We start from the raw sequence: 16,689 nt of genomic DNA, 5'->3' as shown, positions 1-16,689 counted from the left end.
GCCCCATTGTCCGCGAAGCCATTTCGTCGCCACCCATCAGCGTTTATGACCGGAGATGGATTGACCTCGTCTAAACTTGTGTCTCCGAACATAAAAAGACGGTGCTTGAGCATGGAAAGCGGGACACGGGCAACGATGAAATCATCACGATAGCGTCGAGGCAGAGCAGCGCCCCTGGGCAACGAAGAATGCCAGTACCCAAGATCCGGGGGAGCGCGATATGCAGCCGTCACTGGCACCCATACTACAAATTGTCGAAGTGATTGGCCAAGCAGAACAGGGTATGTCGTTGCCCTACCTCTGCCGGGCTGAGGACGGCAATCTTTACTACGTTAAAGGGCTGCAGACCAACCGCTCTAGCTTGTGGGCAGAGTGGATCAGCGCTCATATAGCCTCGGCATTCGGCTTGGCCATTCCGCCATTCAGTCTGGTACAGGTGGACGAAATGCTGGTCGATGAGTTGCCGCCTGAGCTGCGCAACATTGGCTGTCTTCCCGCCTTCGGCTCCCGTCAACACCCTCACGCGTCTTGGCTCGAACTGAGCAAGGCCAAGGACGTGAGCCTCCAAGCCAAACAGGACATCCTAGTGTTCGACTGGTGGGTTAAAAACCCGGATCGTGCGACAGGCAACCCGAACTTGTTGTGGGATGCGGACCAGCTCAGCGTCGTCGTTATCGACCACAACCAAGCGTTTTCTCGGGACTTCGATACCCAGCAATTCCTGCAAGATCATGTCTTCGCAGAGCAGTGGCCTGCCGTTGTGGAGGATCTGGTGACACGAGACGCGTTCATGCAACGCTTAGCGGACGTACTCCATTATGCGGAGAAAGCTCGTCTAACCGCGCCGCCGGAGTGGATGTGGGAAAATCCAGAATTCGACTTACCTACGCGTTTCGATCTCGACGCGTCGCTTCGAACGCTATCGCGTTGTACAACCCTTGACTTTTGGAGGACGGAATGAACAAGTTCGCTTGCCGCTATGCCGTGCTCCAACTCGTGCCCCACCGAGAAACGGGTGAGTTTGCCAACGTGGGAGTGGTGATTGTTTGTCCGAACACAGGGTATTTTGGGTTCCAGCTTCAAACGCGCAAGTACAAGCGTGTCACCGACTTCTTCGATGCCTTACCCAGGCATGTTTATCTCAACGCGATCCAGGTCATGCGCCTTGAGTTGATGCGCATTGCGGGCGTTGTCCAAGCAGCGCCCGAGAACAACCGCGCAGACTATGTGAGGAAGGTTTTTGATAGCCTGATTCATCCTCGTGAGTCGCTCATGCGCTTCAGCGCCGCACGAGCCGTAATCACTGAAGACCCTGAGGCCGAGCTCAAGCGCCAATTTGATCACCACGTGGATCGAGCATTCGTGACCCAAGAATACGTGGAACAGACAATTGAGCGGCGTGTCAGGACGCTACTCGATGGGCTCGATCTACCGGAACCCTTCAAGGCAGGCAAGGTAGGCGACGAGGATATTTATGCTCGATTCCCTTTGATTCAGCTGCGAGGTGGTCAAGTCGCTAAGGTGATCAAGCCATTCAACTTGGCTCAAGACGAGCCGATGGGAATCTATGACCACGGTGGCACATGGTTGCAGAAGCTCCGGCGTCTGAGAGTGCACGGCTTGCTACCGACCAACGTGCTTTTTGCCGTAGCCGGTCCTCCTGAAAGCGATGTCAAGCGCTTCACCGCGTTCACCGAGATCTGTCTCGAACTGGAAGCTGAGGGTGTGACGCCAGTGGGAGAACACAACGACGCCAGCATCGAAGAGTTTGCATTGAGCTGACGACGGCTGGTCGCCCGGGCTTTCTGCGTCGAGCATTGCCTGTCTGTGACGTGCCAATTGATCAACGGATGACTGCAATGAGCCTCACAGCGTTCATCCGAAGCGAAGGCGAGCGCCGAATGTTCGAGATCACTGCACAGTTGTCAGTGAATCAACCGGACTGCTTATCACTGGTAAGCAACGCGTGCCGGTAACGATGAACGCCTACGACCTCAACAAACAGGTCTTCCGGTCAAACCCTCATGCAAAGAAAAAGCCCGGCAAATGCCGGGCTTTGCTGTTTCAAGCAAACATCACTTGCAGCTAAAACTGCTCGCACTCTCCACATCCCCCGTCCCGTTGTAGCGCGCCACCTTCGGGTACACACACAGCGGCCGCGTGCGGTTGGCCGACCAGCTGGCAGGCAACTCGGCATTCACTAGGTTGGCCCCCGCGCCGCGTGCCTTGGCCGTCACGCTCTCTGGCGCCTTGCCTTGTTCCACCCAGGCCACCAGCGGGGCCAGCATGTCGAACTGGTCGGTGGCCTGGCCGCCGGAGCAGTGGTTCATGCCCGGCACCAGGAACAGGCGCGCAAACGCATCGGCCTTGCCGCTGTGGTTGGCCTGCAGGCGGTCCATCCAGTTGGCGGTGTCCATGGGCGAGAACACGCCGTCGGCCACGCCGTGGAAGACGATCATCTTGGCGCCCCGGTTCTTGAGCGCGCTCATGTCCGTCTCATTGGGCGGGGTCATGTAAGACCAGGGCGACTCGGTGTACGTGGTGTTGGTGGCGAACATCTTGGGGTAGTCCGTCTCCATGCTGAAGTTCAGCGCGTACTGCAGGCCCGTGGTGGCGCCAAAAGCGGCCACGGTGGATGGGGGCGAGGTGAAGATGAAGGCCACTGCACCTGCGTCACGCGTGGCGGGCGAGCCGAAGTGCCAGGACGCGAAGTTGGCGCCCGCGATGCCGGGGTCAAACCAGGTGCCGGTGTACAGCGCTTCGCCCTTGCTGTTCTTGGGGCCCGCAAAGATGCTGGCCAGCACGCCCTTTTGCTCGCTGGTGATGCAGCTGCCGTCGCGGGCGCCGGTGCAGGTGGGCACGTCGGTCTGCAGGTTGAAGGCGGCCTGGCAGGCGGCCACGTCGTTGACCTGGCCGTCGGTGGCGCCGTCCAGCGCGTCGCACTTGGCGACGATCTTGCTGCTGATGAGCTTGAACTCGGCCGGGCTCACGGCGGTGGTCAGGTCGGGCAGGCCGCTGGCGTCCTTGGTGGATACCTTGGCGTATTGCTGGGCCTTCCACAGCTGCGTGGTGGCGGCCTTGGGCAGGTGAAAGCCGGGGTTGCCTGCCAGGATGCCGTCGTACTGCTCGGCATAGCGCGACGCGCCCACCATGGCGTGGCGGCCGCCGTTGGAGCAGCCGGCCAGGTACGAGCGGTCGGGCGCCTTGCCGTAGGCGCTCTTGATGAGGTTCTTGGCCATGGGGGTGAGGGTGCCCACGGCCTGGTAGCCGTAGTCCAGCCGGGCCTGCGGGTCCACGCCAAAGAAGGGCGTGGGTGCGCTGTGGCCTGCGTCAGAGCTGAGCACCGCAAAGCCTTGCACCAGGGCTGGTGCCACGGGGGCGCCACCGCTGACCGAGCCCAGCGCGGTGACCACGCTACCGTCCAGGCCGCCGTTGGCCTGGTGCAGAAAGCGGCCGTTCCACGCCACGGGCAGGCGCATTTCAAAACCGATGGCGTAGCTGGCGCCGTCCACGGGGCCGGTGCGCTCTTTCATCTTGCCTTTGACGAGGCAGTGCGCGGGCGCCTGGGTGGTCACGCCCTGCACGGTGATGGGGCCCGCGGGCACTTGTTCGGCCGAGGTGATGCGCGTGTCGGGCAACGCCAGGCTGCTGGCCAGCGTGGCGCAGGACTGCAGGGTGGCCGGTGTGGCGGCGGAGAGCTGGGGCAGGGCGGCATCGGACGAGCCGCCACAGCCCATGAGCAAGGCAGCGGCTGCGGCCGAGAGCGCCAGGGGTTGGTGGGCACGCATCCGGTTTCTTCTCATCTTCAAGCGCATGGTGTTGTCTCCAGTGGTTTTTCGAGGCGCAGGAAAGCCCTCAGCGCGGCCTCAACACGCTGTGGGAGGGAGATCGATGGAAGGTGTTTTGCTACTGAATCAGGAGCTGCAGGCGCATGTAAATCATGCGCTTGTAGCCTCCTGGGGCCTGAATTCAAACGCCTGGGCAATGCGCTGGCGCAGGATGGTGGTGCGCAGGTCGAATTCGGGCAGCACCCACTGGGCGAAGGCCTGGGCGGGTGGGGTCCAGCGGTCTGTGGCGGCCGTAGATTGCTGCTCCGCGCGGTGGGGGCGGGCGGCGCCGATCTGGGCCCAGGCCCATTCCAGTAGCACCAGCGCCACGGCGCGCAGGTAGTCGTCGGCCACCCAGTAGGGCAGTTCGGGGTCAGACTGGGCGGCAATCGCCAGGGTCTGGGTGATCTCCACCAGGGCATGGCGGCGTGCGCTGGCGGCGGCGCTGGGGGCTGCGCCGGGCAGTGTGGTCAGCAGCGTTGCCAGGCCCTGGCCGCCATCGGCCAGCACCTTGCGCACCAGCAGGTCGATGGCCTGGATCTCGTTGGTGCCCTCGTAGATCATGGCCACACGCGCGTCGCGCACGATCTGCTCGATGCCCCATTCACGCACATAGCCGTGGCCGCCAAACACCTGCAGGCAGGCGCTGGCGCCGTGGAAGGCCTGGTCGGTGAGCGCGGCCTTGAGCACGGGCGTGACCAGCGCGCACCAGCGCTGCGCGGCGGCGCGTTCGCCCGCGTCGGTGCTGTGTTTGGCCCCATCGAGCTGCAGGGCCGTGTGGTAGGCCAGCACGCGGCCGCCGTCGATCCACGCGCGCTGCGTGTGCAGGATGCGGCGGATGGCGGGGTGGTCTTGAATGAGGCTGGTGTCCTTGGCGCCGGGGGCGCGCATCTGGCGGCGCTCGGCGGCGTAGGCGCTGGCCTTTTGCCACGCGGCCTCCAGCAGGCCGATGCCTTGCAGGCCCACGTGCAGGCGTGCGGCGTTCATCATCACGAACATGGCGTTCAGGCCCTTGTTCGGCTCGCCCACCAGCCAGCCGGTGGCGTCGTCAAAGCGCATCACGCAGGTGGGGCTGCCGTGCAGGCCCATTTTTTCTTCGATGCGTTCGCAGACCACGGCGTTGCGTGTTCCATCCTGAAGCACTTTGGGCACCAGGAACAGCGACAGGCCCTTGGGCCCCGCCGGTGCATCGGGTAGGCGCGCCAGCACCAGGTGCACGATGTTGTCCGTCAGGTCGTGTTCGCCGCCAGAAATAAAAATCTTGCTGCCGTTCACCCGCGCGCTGCCGTCGGGCTGGGGTACGCCGCGTGTGCGCACCATTCCCAGGTCGCTGCCTGCGTGGGCTTCGGTCAGGCACATGGTGGCCAGCCATTCGCCGGTGGCGACCTTCTCCAGGTACTGCGCCTTGAGTTCGTCGCTGGCGTGGTGCTTGATGCATTCGTACGCGCCGTGCAGCAGGCCGGGGGCCATGGTCCAGCCGTGGTTGGCACCGGCCAGCCATTCAAACAGCACACATTCCAGCACTGCTGGCAGGCCCTGGCCGCCATCGTCGGGCGCGCAAGACAGCGACGGCCAGCCTGCTTGCCAGAAGGCCTGGTACGCATCGCGAAAACCTGCGGGGGTGTGCACCTGCCCGCTGTCAAAGCGGCAGCCTTCTTCATCGCCGCTGCGCTGCAGCGGGGCGATGGCGCTGTCCACAAACTTGGCCGCCTCGTCGAGCACCTGGGCCGCCAGGTCGCCATCGGTATCCGCAAACGGCGCCAGGCCCTGCCAGCGCGTGGGCGCCTTCAGCACGGTGGTCAGCAGGTGCTGGATGTCGGCAAGGGTCTGGCGGGCTTGCATGAGTTGCTCTCTTATTGGTAGCTGTCTGCGCTTTTTGGATGGGCGCTAGCGGCTGATTTCTTGTATTTTTTGCCATGCGGCAGCCCGGACTGGGGTCGGTCCGGAGCTGCGGCGCAGGAGGGATCAGGACTCTGCGGTGAAGCCGATCTTCTTGATCAGCGGACCCCAGCTGTCGTACTCGGCCTTTTGCCAGCGGGCCTGTTCTTCAGGGGTGGAGCCGTGGGGCATCAGGCCCACGATGGCCAGGCTGTCGATGACCGACTTTTCCTTCAGCGCAGCGTTGATGGCCGCGTTGGCAGCAGCGATCACCGGCTTGGGCGTGGCGGCCGGGGCGTAGAAGCCGAACCATTCTTCGGTGGTCAGCTCAGGGAAGCCTTGTTCGGCAAACGTGGGCACATCGGGCACGTACTGCGAACGCTTGGGGCCCGAGGTGGCCAGGATGCGCAGCTTGCCCGCCTTGTAGTTGGCGATGAAGTCACCGTGTGGCGTGACCATGGCCGCCACCTGGCCGCCCACCACGTCCGTCACGCCGGGGATGGAACCACGGTAGGGCACGTGGCGCAGGTCCACACCGCTGTTGATGCCCAGCAGCGCGCCCAGGAAGTGGGGCGTGGAGCCTGCACCGGGCGAGCCGTAGCTGGCGTCCTTGGGGTTGGCCTTGGCCCAGGCCAGGAAGTCCTTCACCGTCTTGACGCTGGCGGGCACCATGGGGCCCACGGCCAGGCCGTGGTGCATGATGGCCGCGATCGACACAGGCGCGAAGTCCTTGTCGGTGTAGTTCATCTTGCTGTAGATGTGCGGGTAGTTGGCCAGGGCCGACACCTGCGCCACGGCCAGCACCGAGCCGTCAGCGGGCGCTGCCTTGAGCGTCTCCAGCGCAATGCGGCCGCCCGCGCCGGGCTTGTTTTCCACCACGCCAGGGTTCTTGCTGAACGCGCTGCCGGCCCACTTCTCGGCCACGCGGCGGGCCACGGTGTCGCCCGAGCTGCCGGCGGGGAAGCCGAAGTACACCTTCACCTGGTCCACCTGGGCATGGGCGGCAAAGGGGTGGAAGGCGCCCAGCGCGGCGCTGGCGCCAAGGGCCTGAACAAATTGACGGCGGGTGGTGGTCATGCTGATGTCTCCTGGTGTGTGTCTGACGGAAATCTCGGGGGTCAAGCTGGGGCGCTTGCGCGCCCTCTTGTTATTTGTTGGTTGAAGTGGTGCGCTCGTTGTTTACCGGGGCGCCATGCGCAGGGCTCCGTCCAGGCGAATGACTTCGCCGTTCAGGTGGCCGTTGGTCACGATATGGCAAGCCAGCTCGGCAAACTCTTCGGGTTTGCCCAGGCGTGGCGGGAAGGGGATGCTGGCCGCCAGCGACTGTTGCACGGCCTCGGGCAGCTCCTTCATCAGCGGCGTGGCAAACAGGCCGGGCGCCACGGTGCACACGCGGATGGCGTGCTGCGCCAGGTCGCGCGCCATGGGCAGCGTCATGCCGGCCAGGCCCGCCTTGGAGGCGCTGTAGGCTTGCTGGCCCACCTGGCCGTCAAAGGCGGCCACCGATGCGGTGAACATCATCACGCCGCGCTCGCCGTTGTCCAGCGTGGGCAGCTTGCTGCAGGCGGCGGCAAACAGGCGGCTCACGTTGTAGCTGCCGATGAGGTTGATGTTGATCACGCGCACGAAGTCTTCGAGCGGTGCTGCGCTGCCGTCGCGCTGCACCACGCGCTTGGCGCTGCCGATGCCGGCCACGTTCATGAGGATGCGGGCGGGGCCATGAGCGGCGGCAGCCTTCTCCAGCGCAGCGGTCACGCTGGCGGCGTCGGTGATGTCGCAGGGGCAGGCTACGCCGCCAATTTCAGCGGCAACTTTTTCGGCCAGCTCGGCATTGCGGTCGAGCACGGCCACCTTGGCGCCCAGGCGGGCCAGTTCGCGTGCGGTGGCCTCGCCAAGGCCCGATGCGCCGCCGGTCACGAGGGCGGCTTGTCCTTGAATCTGCATGGTGGGTCTGTCCTGTTCGGGGTGGGGTTTCAGGCGCCGGGCTTGAGGATGCCCGGTGCCGTGTCGTCGTGCAAGGCCGTGACCAGCGCATCGCGGTGCTTGAGCACGGCGCGCTGGTTGACGGAGCCCTTGTCGGTGATCTCGCCCAGGTCGATGGAAGGCGGCTCGGCCATCAGCAGCGCACGGGCCACGCGGCTGGCGCTGCCCGTGGCTTCGCGGGCCAGCCCGTCCAGCACGGCTTCGATGCGCTGGCGCACGGCGGGGTGGGCCACCACATCGGCCCCGGGGGCGTCCGGGCCCAGGCCGGCGACTTCGCGGCAGGCGGGGGAGGGGAACAGCAGGGCGCCGACTTCCTTCATGTTCAGGCCGGTGAGCACCACGTCCTGGATGTAGGGGGCGCCCGCCACGATGATCTTGGCGCGCATGGGGCCCACGCTCACGAAGGTGCCGGTGGAGAGCTTGAAGTCCTCGGCAATGCGGCCGTCAAACGCCAGGCCACGGTGGATGTTGTTCTCGTCGATCCACTTCACGGCGTCGCCGGTGCACAGGTAGCCTTCGTCGTCAAACGCGTCGCGCGTGGCGGCGTCGGAGCGCCAGTAGCCGGGCGTGACGTTGGGGCCGCGGTAGCGCACCTCGGTCTTGCCGTCCACCTCCACCAGCTTGAGCACCATGCCGGGCACGGGCGCGCCGATGTGGCCGGAGCGCACGTCGGGGCTATTGCAGAACATGGCCGAGGGGGCGGATTCCGTCATCCCCAGGCCCGTGCACATCACGATGCGCTCGCCAATGGCGGCCTCTTGCGTGGCGTGCAGGCTGTCCCACACGGGCTGGGCCAGGCCGGCGCCCGAGTAGAAGAACAGGCGCACGCGCGACAGCAGGTTGGCGCGCAGCTGGGCGTCGGTCTTCATGGCCTCGGCAATCATTTCAAAGCCGGTGGGCACGTTGAAGTACACCGTGGGTGCGATCTCGCGCAGGTTGCGCAGGGTCTCGCCAATCAGTGCGGCCGTCGGTTTGCCGTCGTCGATGTACAGCGTGCCGCCATGCATCATCGTGAGGCCGAAGTTGTGGTTGCTGCCGAAGGTGTGGTTCCACGGCAGCCAGTCCACCAGCACGGGCGATGCCTCGGCCAGCACCGGCAGCGACAGCGAGATCTGCTGCAGGTTGGCGCACCACATGCGCTGGGTGTTGATGACCGGTTTGGGCATCTTGGTGGAGCCGCTGGTGAACAGGAACTTCACGATGGTGCCGGGGCCGGTGGCGTGCATGGCCGCGTCCACCGCCGGGGTGGCGGTGGTGTGGCGCAGGCTCTGGAAGGTGCCCGCCTTGCGGCCCTCCAGCGCGCCCTGGGCCAGGATCACTTCGACATCGGCCGCCACGGTGGCTGCGATGGCCTTGCCGTAGCGTGCGCCGTCGGCGGCAAACACCAAGCCGGGGGTGAGGGTGTCGATGACGTGGCGCAGCTTGTCGTAGTCCTGGCTCACGGTGGCGTAGGCGGGCGACACGGGGCAGTATGGCACACCGGCGTAGATGCAGCCCAGTGCCAGCAGGGCGTGCTCGACAGTGTTCTCGCTCAGCACCACCACCGGGCGCTCTGCGTTCAGGCCCCGATCCAGTAGGGCCTGGCCGATGCTGCGCGCGGCATCCAGCGCCTGGGCGTAGCTCACATGCTGCCAGTCACCCGTCTTGCCACCGGGCAGCTGCTCGCGGCGTGCCAGAAAGCTGTGGTCGGGCGTGGTCTCCGCCCAGTGCACCAGGTAGTCCGTCACGCGGCGGGCAAAGGCGCCCAGGGGCAGGTCCGCCTGCAGGTAACGCACGCCCGGTGCACCGTCACGCAGGCTGACGCGGGTCACGCCGAAGGTCACGGGGCGGTAGCGGGCCGGGGCGAGGGGGGTGGAGAGGTCGCTCATAGGGGGTTCCAGCAGGGGCAAGGGGTGACTGGGGGCGGGCTCAGTCCTTGCGGACCTTGGCGGCGCGGCCTTCCAGGAAGTCGGCGAGGCGGGACTTGGCTTCAGGGGCGCTCTGGGCGATGGCGGCCATCATGGCTTCGGTGAAGAAGCCCTGGTCGGCGGGCTGCTCGGCAATGCGGGGCAGGGCGTGCATCAGCGCGTAGTTGGTCAGCGGCGCGTTCTGCGCCACGCGCACGGCCAGTTCGAAGGCCTTGTCAAAGGCCTGGCCTTCGGGCACGAGGTACTGGGCAAAGCCGACCTTCTCGCCGTCCTGCGCGCTGTAGACGCGGCCGGTGAGCATCATGTCCGTCATGCGCGCAGCGCCGATGAGCTTGGGGATGCGCACAGCGCCGCCGCCGCCCACGAAGATGCCGCGCGAGCCTTCGGGCAGCGCGTAGAAGGTGGACTCGTCGGCCACGCGGATATGGCAGGCGCTGGCCAGCTCCAACCCGCCGCCCACCACGGCGCCATGCAGCGCAGCGATGACCGGCACGGGGCCGTACTGCACACGCTCCAGCGCGGCGTGCCACATGCGCGAGTGGTGCAGGCCCTGGCCGGCGTCGCGTTCTTTCAGCTCCGACAGGTCCAGACCGGCGCAGAAATGGGGGCCGTCGCCATCGATGACGGCCGCGCGCACGGTGCTGGGCATTTTCTCGAACAGGTCGCGCAGCGCGAGGATCAGGCCGTCGTTCAGCGCGTTGCGCTTGGCCGCACGGGTCAGGCGGATCACGGCCACTTCCTGGTGGTCGCCGCGCAGCTCGAAATGGATGTCTGGATGGGTCATAGAGGCTTTCGTGTTGGTTGAATTGTGGTTATAGTTCATAACCAATTCAAGCAAGCCAAGCCCGTTTTTTATTGGTGTTTACCCTTGATCTGCGTCACGCGCCGTGGCGCATGCTGGGGGTTTGACGCTGCACCGGCGGGCGCCAACCCAGGAGACACGCATGGACCACGCCAATCTGATCGCCATCGACATCCACACCCACGCCGAGGTGAGCTGCTGGAACCCGTTTGACAACTACGGCGAGGAGTACGACCGCGCCGCCGACAAGTACTTCAAGAACGGCCGCCGCCCCACCATTGCCGAGACGGTGGCCTACTACCGCGAGCAGAAGATTGGCCTGGTGATGTTCACCGTGGACGCCGAGTCCAAGATGGGCCGCCGCCGCATCCCCAATGAAGAGATCGCCGAGGCCGCCAAGGCCAACAGCGACATGATGACGGCCTTCGCCAGCATCGACCCCCACAAGGGCAAGATGGGCGCGCGCGAAGCCCGCCGCCTGATCGAGGAGTTCGGCATCAAGGGCTTCAAGTTCCACCCCACGGTGCAGGCCTACCACCCCTACGACAAGATGGCCTGGCCTATCTATGAGGTGATCGCCGAGTACGGCATGCCCGCCATCTTCCATACCGGCCATAGCGGCATTGGCAGCGGCATGCGCTGCGGCGGCGGCCTGCGGCTGGAGTACAGCAACCCCATGCACCTGGACGACGTGGCGATTGACTTCCCCGACATGCAGATCGTGATGGCCCACCCCAGCTTTCCGTGGCAGGACGAGGCGCTGTCGGTCGCCACGCACAAGCCCAATGTGTGGATCGACCTGTCGGGCTGGAGTCCCAAGTATTTTCCGAAGCAGCTGGTGCAGTACGCCAACACGCTGCTGAAGGACCGCGTGCTGTTTGGCAGCGACTACCCGCTGATCACCCCCGAGCGCTGGATGAAGGACTTCCAGGAAGCGGGCTTCAAGCCCGAGGTGATGCCCGGCATCCTGAAAGGCAACGCCGTGCGCTTGCTGGGGCTGGACAAGGCCCCGGCAGCGCCGGCCGCCTGATACGCATCCAGGCCTCTTGTGGCCGGCTGAGCGGCCGCTGGATCAGTCGTAGACTTTTTGCAGCAGCCGGATCAGCGTCTTGCGCTCGGCCGCCGTCAGGCGGTTGGTGGCGTCTTCTTCCAGTTGCGCGGCCGTCTGCTCGGCCTGCGCCGTCAGTTCCACCCCGGCGGGCGTCAGGTGCACGCCCATGGCGCGCCCATCGCTCGGGTGTGGGCGCCGCTCGATCAGGCCGCGCCGTTCCAGCGCCGCAATCAAGCCCACCATGTTGGGCGGCAGCACGCTGAGCGTGGCGCACAGCTGGCGCGAGGTGATGCCCGGGTTGTGCGCCACCAGTGACAGCACCGAGAAATCCACCACCTTCAGGTCGTACACGGCCATGCGTTCCATGAACACGGCAATGATGGACAGCGCCGCGCGCCGCGTGTTGTAGCCCACCAGCGTGCGCAAAAAGCCGGTGTCCACGGGCTCGTTGGCGGGGGCTGCGGTGTCTGTGGGGGCGGGGACCGACGGGGATTTCTTGGGGGAGCGGACGCTGGACATGGGGGGAGATTGTGCCGGGCGCCCGGGCCCCTGCGGCCGGTGCGCAGCGCCCGCTGGGTGCTGCGCACCCTCTTTTTGATCAAAATCAGCCGCAGGCGCTAGTGATACATGCGCCAGGCGCTATCAATTTGATATCTGTCTCCGTCAAGGTGCTGATGTGCCTCAAGGGCCGCCAGCGCTACTCACACCGGGCTGCGCAGTACGCGGCGGTATTGCACGGCCTCGGCGACATGGCTGACCTCGGTGGTGGGCGCGCCCGCCAGGTCGGCGATGGTGCGCGCCACCTTCAGCGCCCGGTGCGTGCTGCGTGCCGACCAGCCCAGGCGCGCGGCAGCGGTGTTGAGGAACTTGGCGGCCGCATCGTCCAGGTGCAGGTGGGCGTCGATGGCCTGCCCCTGCAGCGCCTGGTTGGTGCTGCCCTGGCGCGCCAGCGCCTTGGCGCGGGCCTGCTCCACCCGGGCGCGGATGCTGGCAGTGGACTCGCCCGCAGCCGCTTGCACCAGCTGCTCGGCGGGCAGGGCGGGCACCTCCACATGCAGGTCGATGCGGTCCAGCAGCGGGCCGCTGAGCTTGGCCTGGTAACGGTGCACCTGGTCAGGCGTGCAGCGGCAGGCGCGCTGCGTGGAGCCCAGAAAGCCGCAGGGGCACGGATTCATCGCCGCGATCATCTGGAACCGGGCCGGAAACTCCGCGCGTTGCGCCGCCCGGGCGATGGTGATGTGGCCGGTCTCCAGCGGCTCGCGCAGAGCCTCCAATGCGGCGCGCGGGAATTCCGGCAGCTCGTCGAGGAAGAGCACGCCCTGGTGGGCCAGCGAGATCTCGCCCGGCCGGGGTGGCGAGCCACCGCCCACCAGCGCCACCGCGCTGGCCGTGTGGTGGGGCTGGCCGGTGGGGCGCACGCCGAAAGCCTCGGGCCGAAAGCGCCCCGCCAGACTGGCAATGGCGGCGCTCTCCAGCGCTTCGTCCACCGTCATCGCGGGCAGCAGCCCGGCAAAACGCTGCGCCAGCATCGACTTGCCCGAGCCGGGTGGCCCGGCCATCAGCACGCTGTGGCCGCCAGCCGCTGCAATCTCCAGCGCGCGCTTGGCGCCCGCCTGGCCCTTCACGTCGGCCATGTCGGGCCCGGTAGTGCTGGCGGTGAGCGCGGTGGCCTGCAGGCGGGTCCAGCCGTCGTTGGCCACATCGGCATCGCCACCGGCCGTGCTGCCGGGTGGCAACAAGGCCCGCACCACATCCAGCAGGTGGCGCGCACGCACCACGCGCGCGGCGGGCACCAGGGCGGCCTCTTCGGCGCTGCCGGGCGGCAGCACCAGCTGGGCGTCGATCTGCTGCGTCTGCAGCGCCAGGCTGGTGGCCAGCGCGCCGCGCACGGGGCGCAGCTCGCCGGACAGCGACAGCTCGCCTGCAAACTCGTAGCCTGCCAGGCGGCTGGCGTCCACCTGACCGCTGGCGGCGAGGATGCCCAGCGCAATCGGCAGATCGAAGCGGCCCGAATCCTTGGGCAGGTCGGCGGGGGCAAGGTTGACGGTGATGCGCTTGTTCGACGGGAACTCCAGGCCCGCGTTCTGCAGCGCGGAGCGCACGCGCTCGCGGGCTTCTTTCACCTCCACCTCGGCCAGCCCGACCAGCGTGAAGCTGGGCAAACCGTTGGCCAGATGCACTTCGACGGTGACTGCAGGCGCCTGCAGCCCCAGAAGGGCGCGGCTTTGCACCAAAGCAAGACTCATGAAGCGATTTCTCCCCAGATGGGTGCGTTTTGTGGTTTTTTAGCGCGGCCCGTTGGGTGTCTGCACCAGTTGGGTGCAACATGCCGGACGCGGTCACCGCCACTGTACTGGGAATTGTTGTAACGCAACGCAACCGTGCAGCGCGCCGTGCACCTTGGTGTGGCACGGTCCGTGCTTAAAGCGCTTGTCCCTACTTTGTCCAACCGGAGGAAACATGACCCGCGCCATCATCAAGACCCTGGGCGTTGCCCTTGTTGCAACCCTTCCCATGCTGGCCAGCGCCCAGCTCACCGCCAACGTCAGCCTGACCACGAACTACAAGTTCCGTGGCCAGGACCAGGACACGTCCAAGGTCAAGGCCGTCAAGCCCGCACTGCAAGGCGGCTTTGACTACACCTTCGGCGAAACCGGCTTCTACGTGGGCAACTGGAACTCCAGCGTCAACTGGCTGTCCGGCAACTCGCTCGAATCCGACATCTACGGCGGCTACAAGTTCAAGGCCGGTGACGTGGACCTGGACGTGGGCCTGCTGACCTACATCTACCCCGGCAACAGCGCGGGCAACACCACCGAAGTCTATGGCGCTGCCACCTTCGGCCCCGTGACGGCCAAGTACTCGCACACCCTGTCCAAGGACTACTTTGCCTACGCAGGTCCTGGCATGAAGGGCCGCAACACCGGCTACCTGAACCTGGCGTTTGCCCAGGAAGTGGCCCCCAGCACCACGCTGAAGGCGTCGGTCGGCTTCACCCGCTTTGGTGGTGACATCACGGCCCCCAACTTCATGGACTACAGCCTGGGCGGTTCGTACGACTTCGGCGGCGGCGTGTCCCTCGGCGCTGCCGTGGTTGGTGCCACCAAGAAGGCCTTCTACGGCTCGGTCAACAAGTCGCGCGTGATCGTCACGCTCACCAAAACCCTGTAAGTCTCAATGGGCGCCGGCGGCGCCCATTCCGGAGGAACTGAAAATGAAAATGGTGACAGCCATCATCAAGCCCTTCAAGCTCGACGAAGTGCGCGAAGCGCTCTCCGACATCGGCGTGCAAGGCATCACGGTGACCGAAGTCAAGGGCTTTGGCCGCCAAAAGGGCCACACCGAGCTGTACCGCGGTGCAGAGTACGTGGTGGACTTTCTTCCCAAGGTCAAGATCGAGGCCGCCGTGGCCGACGACCTGGTGGACCGCGTGATCGAGTCCATCGAGACCGCAGCGCGCACCGGCAAGATCGGTGACGGCAAGATTTTCGTGACCCACCTGGAGCAGGTGGTGCGCATCCGCACTGGCGAAACCGGCAAGGAAGCCCTGTAAGGGCGAGGCCGCATCCCATCCAAGAAGAGAAACGCCATGAAAAAACTGCTTGCTTCCTTCATTCTGGGGCTGAGTCTGCTATCCGGCGGATCGGCTGTCCTCGCCCAGGCGCCCGCCACGGCAGAGGCCTCGGCACCCGCTGCGACTGCACCAGCGGCTGAAGCCCCTGCTGCCGCTGCGGCTGCACCGGCTGCTGCTGCCGCCGCTGCGCCTGCAGCGCCCGCCGCAGAAGCGCCTGCTCCTGTCCCCAACAAGGGTGACACCGCGTGGATGATGACCTCCACCATCCTCGTGATCCTGATGGTCCTGCCCGGCCTGGCGCTGTTCTACGGCGGCCTGGTGCGCAGCAAGAACATGCTGTCCGTGCTGATGCAGGTGATGGTCACGTTCTCGCTGATCGTGGTCCTGTGGTTCATCTACGGCTACAGCCTGGCCTTCACCGAAGGCGGTGCCTTCATCGGTGGTTTCGACCGGCTGTTCATGAAGGGCATCTGGGACAACGCCGCAGGTACGTTTGCCAACGCTGCCACGTTCAGCAAGGGTGTCGTGATTCCGGAAGTGGTGTTTGCCGCCTTCCAGGCCACGTTCGCGGGCATCACCTGCGCCCTGATCGTCGGTGCGTTCGCAGAGCGCATCAAGTTCAGCGCCGTCATGCTGTTCATGGTCCTGTGGTTCACGTTCAGCTACCTGCCGATCGCCCACATGGTGTGGTTCTGGATGGGTCCTGATGCCTACGCCTCCAAGGAAGTGGCCGACGCCATGACCAGCAAGGCCGGCCAGATCTGGCAGTGGGGTGCTCTGGACTTCGCTGGCGGTACCGTGGTGCACATCAACGCCGCTGTGGCGGGCCTGGTGGGTGCGTTCATGGTGGGCAAGCGCATTGGTTACGGCAAGGAAGCCATGGCGCCTCACAGCCTGACGCTGACCATGGTCGGTGCCTCGCTGCTGTGGGTGGGCTGGTTCGGCTTCAACGCCGGCTCTGCCCTGGAAGCCAACGGTTTTGCAGCCCTGGCCTTCATCAACACGCTGGTGGCTACCGCTGCTGCCGTGCTGGCATGGTGCATGGGTGAAGCGCTGATGCGCGGCAAGGCTTCGATGCTGGGTGCAGCGTCGGGTGCTGTGGCGGGCCTGGTGGCCATTACGCCGGCTGCCGGCAACGTCGGTATCGGCGGTGCGCTGGTCATCGGTCTGGTGGGTGGTTTTGCCTGCCTGTGGGGTGTCAACGGCCTCAAGAAGCTGCTGGGTGCAGACGACTCGCTCGACGTGTTCGGCGTGCACGGCATCGGCGGTATCGTGGGTGCGCTGCTGACCGGCGTGTTCAACTCCCCCAGCCTGGGTGGCCCCGGCTTCGTGGCGGACTGGGTGACGGCGACCGGTGTGACGGCTGCTGACTACTCCATCGCTGCCCAGGTGTGGACACAGGCCAAGGCCGTGCTGCTGACCATCGTGTGGTCGGGCGTGGTGTCCTTCGTGGCTTACAAGGTGGTTGACCTGACGGTGGGCCTGCGTGTCTCGGAAGAAGACGAACGCGAAGGCCTGGACATCACCTCGCACGGCGAAACGGCGTACAACCGCTGATCGCTCTGCGCCCTACGCGCTGCGGTGTCTGGTGGCACCGCAGCGTTGCCATAAGAACAAGCGCGTTACTCCTCTGGTTATTTCAGCCCGCCGACCACCGGCGGGCTTTT

The 16,689-nt window shown here is 65.7% G+C and carries 14 protein-coding genes; 6 read left to right on the top strand and 8 right to left on the bottom strand.

The window, feature by feature from the left end:
* Window positions 1-220: 220 nt before the first annotated feature.
* Together ASD94_RS12120 and ASD94_RS12115 are read left to right on the top strand one after the other, a co-directional pair.
* The gene (locus ASD94_RS12120) at window positions 221-961 is read left to right on the top strand and encodes a HipA family kinase (protein WP_369818060.1); all 741 of its coding nucleotides are present in this window, start codon (window positions 221-223) and stop codon (window positions 959-961) included.
* Complete coding sequence (locus ASD94_RS12115) at window positions 958-1,782, top strand: DUF3037 domain-containing protein (RefSeq protein WP_056643204.1); 825 nt, start codon at window positions 958-960, stop codon at window positions 1,780-1,782. Before ASD94_RS12120 ends, ASD94_RS12115 begins: the two co-directional genes overlap by 4 nt.
* A gap of 293 nt (window positions 1,783-2,075) precedes the next feature.
* Here the strand turns inward: ASD94_RS12115 and ASD94_RS12110 are convergent, their stop codons facing one another.
* The 6 genes from ASD94_RS12110 to ASD94_RS12085 form a co-directional block, all read right to left on the bottom strand.
* Entirely contained in the window at window positions 2,076-3,788 is a 1,713-nt protein-coding gene (locus ASD94_RS12110) for a tannase/feruloyl esterase family alpha/beta hydrolase (protein WP_082576863.1), read from the bottom strand.
* Window positions 3,789-3,938: 150 nt separating this feature from the next.
* Window positions 3,939-5,669, bottom strand: coding sequence for an acyl-CoA dehydrogenase family protein (locus ASD94_RS12105; protein ID WP_056643201.1), 1,731 nt, complete (start codon window positions 5,667-5,669; stop codon window positions 3,939-3,941).
* Between the two features lie 123 nt (window positions 5,670-5,792).
* On the bottom strand, window positions 5,793-6,782 hold the full coding sequence (locus tag ASD94_RS12100; RefSeq protein ID WP_056643196.1) for a Bug family tripartite tricarboxylate transporter substrate binding protein: 990 nt from the start codon (window positions 6,780-6,782) through the stop codon (window positions 5,793-5,795).
* 102 nt (window positions 6,783-6,884) lie between these two features.
* A complete protein-coding gene (locus tag ASD94_RS12095) occupies window positions 6,885-7,649 on the bottom strand; it encodes an SDR family NAD(P)-dependent oxidoreductase (RefSeq protein WP_056643193.1) in 765 nt (254 codons plus the stop codon).
* Window positions 7,650-7,678: 29 nt separating this feature from the next.
* Window positions 7,679-9,556, bottom strand: a complete 1,878-nt coding sequence (locus tag ASD94_RS12090; protein WP_056643190.1) for a feruloyl-CoA synthase — start codon at window positions 9,554-9,556, stop codon at window positions 7,679-7,681.
* Window positions 9,557-9,596: 40 nt separating this feature from the next.
* Window positions 9,597-10,379: a crotonase/enoyl-CoA hydratase family protein gene (locus ASD94_RS12085; protein WP_056643187.1), complete on the bottom strand. Its 783-nt coding sequence runs from the start codon at window positions 10,377-10,379 to the stop codon at window positions 9,597-9,599.
* Window positions 10,380-10,539: 160 nt separating this feature from the next.
* On the opposite strand from ASD94_RS12085, the gene ASD94_RS12080 reads away from it, so the two are divergent.
* Entirely contained in the window at window positions 10,540-11,427 is an 888-nt protein-coding gene (locus tag ASD94_RS12080; RefSeq protein ID WP_056057215.1) for an amidohydrolase family protein, read from the top strand.
* A gap of 42 nt (window positions 11,428-11,469) precedes the next feature.
* Here the strand turns inward: ASD94_RS12080 and ASD94_RS12075 are convergent, their stop codons facing one another.
* Window positions 11,470-11,967 carry a MarR family winged helix-turn-helix transcriptional regulator gene (locus tag ASD94_RS12075; RefSeq protein WP_056057218.1) on the bottom strand — a complete coding sequence of 166 codons (498 nt, stop codon included), beginning with the start codon at window positions 11,965-11,967 and terminating at the stop codon, window positions 11,470-11,472.
* Between the two features lie 182 nt (window positions 11,968-12,149).
* Window positions 12,150-13,694 (bottom strand): YifB family Mg chelatase-like AAA ATPase, encoded by a 1,545-nt coding sequence (locus ASD94_RS12070; protein ID WP_056643184.1) that lies wholly within the window; start codon window positions 13,692-13,694, stop codon window positions 12,150-12,152.
* A 214-nt stretch (window positions 13,695-13,908) separates the two neighbouring features.
* Here ASD94_RS12070 and ASD94_RS12065 point away from each other — a divergent pair, with 214 nt between their 5' ends.
* The 3 genes from ASD94_RS12065 to amt are packed head-to-tail and all read left to right on the top strand — an operon-like array spanning window position 13,909 to window position 16,579.
* Complete coding sequence (locus ASD94_RS12065; RefSeq protein ID WP_056643181.1) at window positions 13,909-14,619, top strand: TorF family putative porin; 711 nt, start codon at window positions 13,909-13,911, stop codon at window positions 14,617-14,619.
* Between the two features lie 43 nt (window positions 14,620-14,662).
* Window positions 14,663-15,001, top strand: coding sequence for a P-II family nitrogen regulator (glnK, locus tag ASD94_RS12060; RefSeq protein WP_015012094.1), 339 nt, complete (start codon window positions 14,663-14,665; stop codon window positions 14,999-15,001).
* Window positions 15,002-15,037: 36 nt separating this feature from the next.
* Window positions 15,038-16,579, top strand: coding sequence for an ammonium transporter (gene amt, locus ASD94_RS12055; RefSeq protein WP_056643179.1), 1,542 nt, complete (start codon window positions 15,038-15,040; stop codon window positions 16,577-16,579).
* Window positions 16,580-16,689 lie beyond the last annotated feature (110 nt).

This window comes from Acidovorax sp. Root70 (assembly GCF_001428225.1).
Classification (GTDB): domain Bacteria; phylum Pseudomonadota; class Gammaproteobacteria; order Burkholderiales; family Burkholderiaceae_C; genus Acidovorax.
The sequence above is the reverse complement of the archived record's forward strand: the minus strand, read 5'-3'. Positions and strand labels throughout refer to the sequence as shown.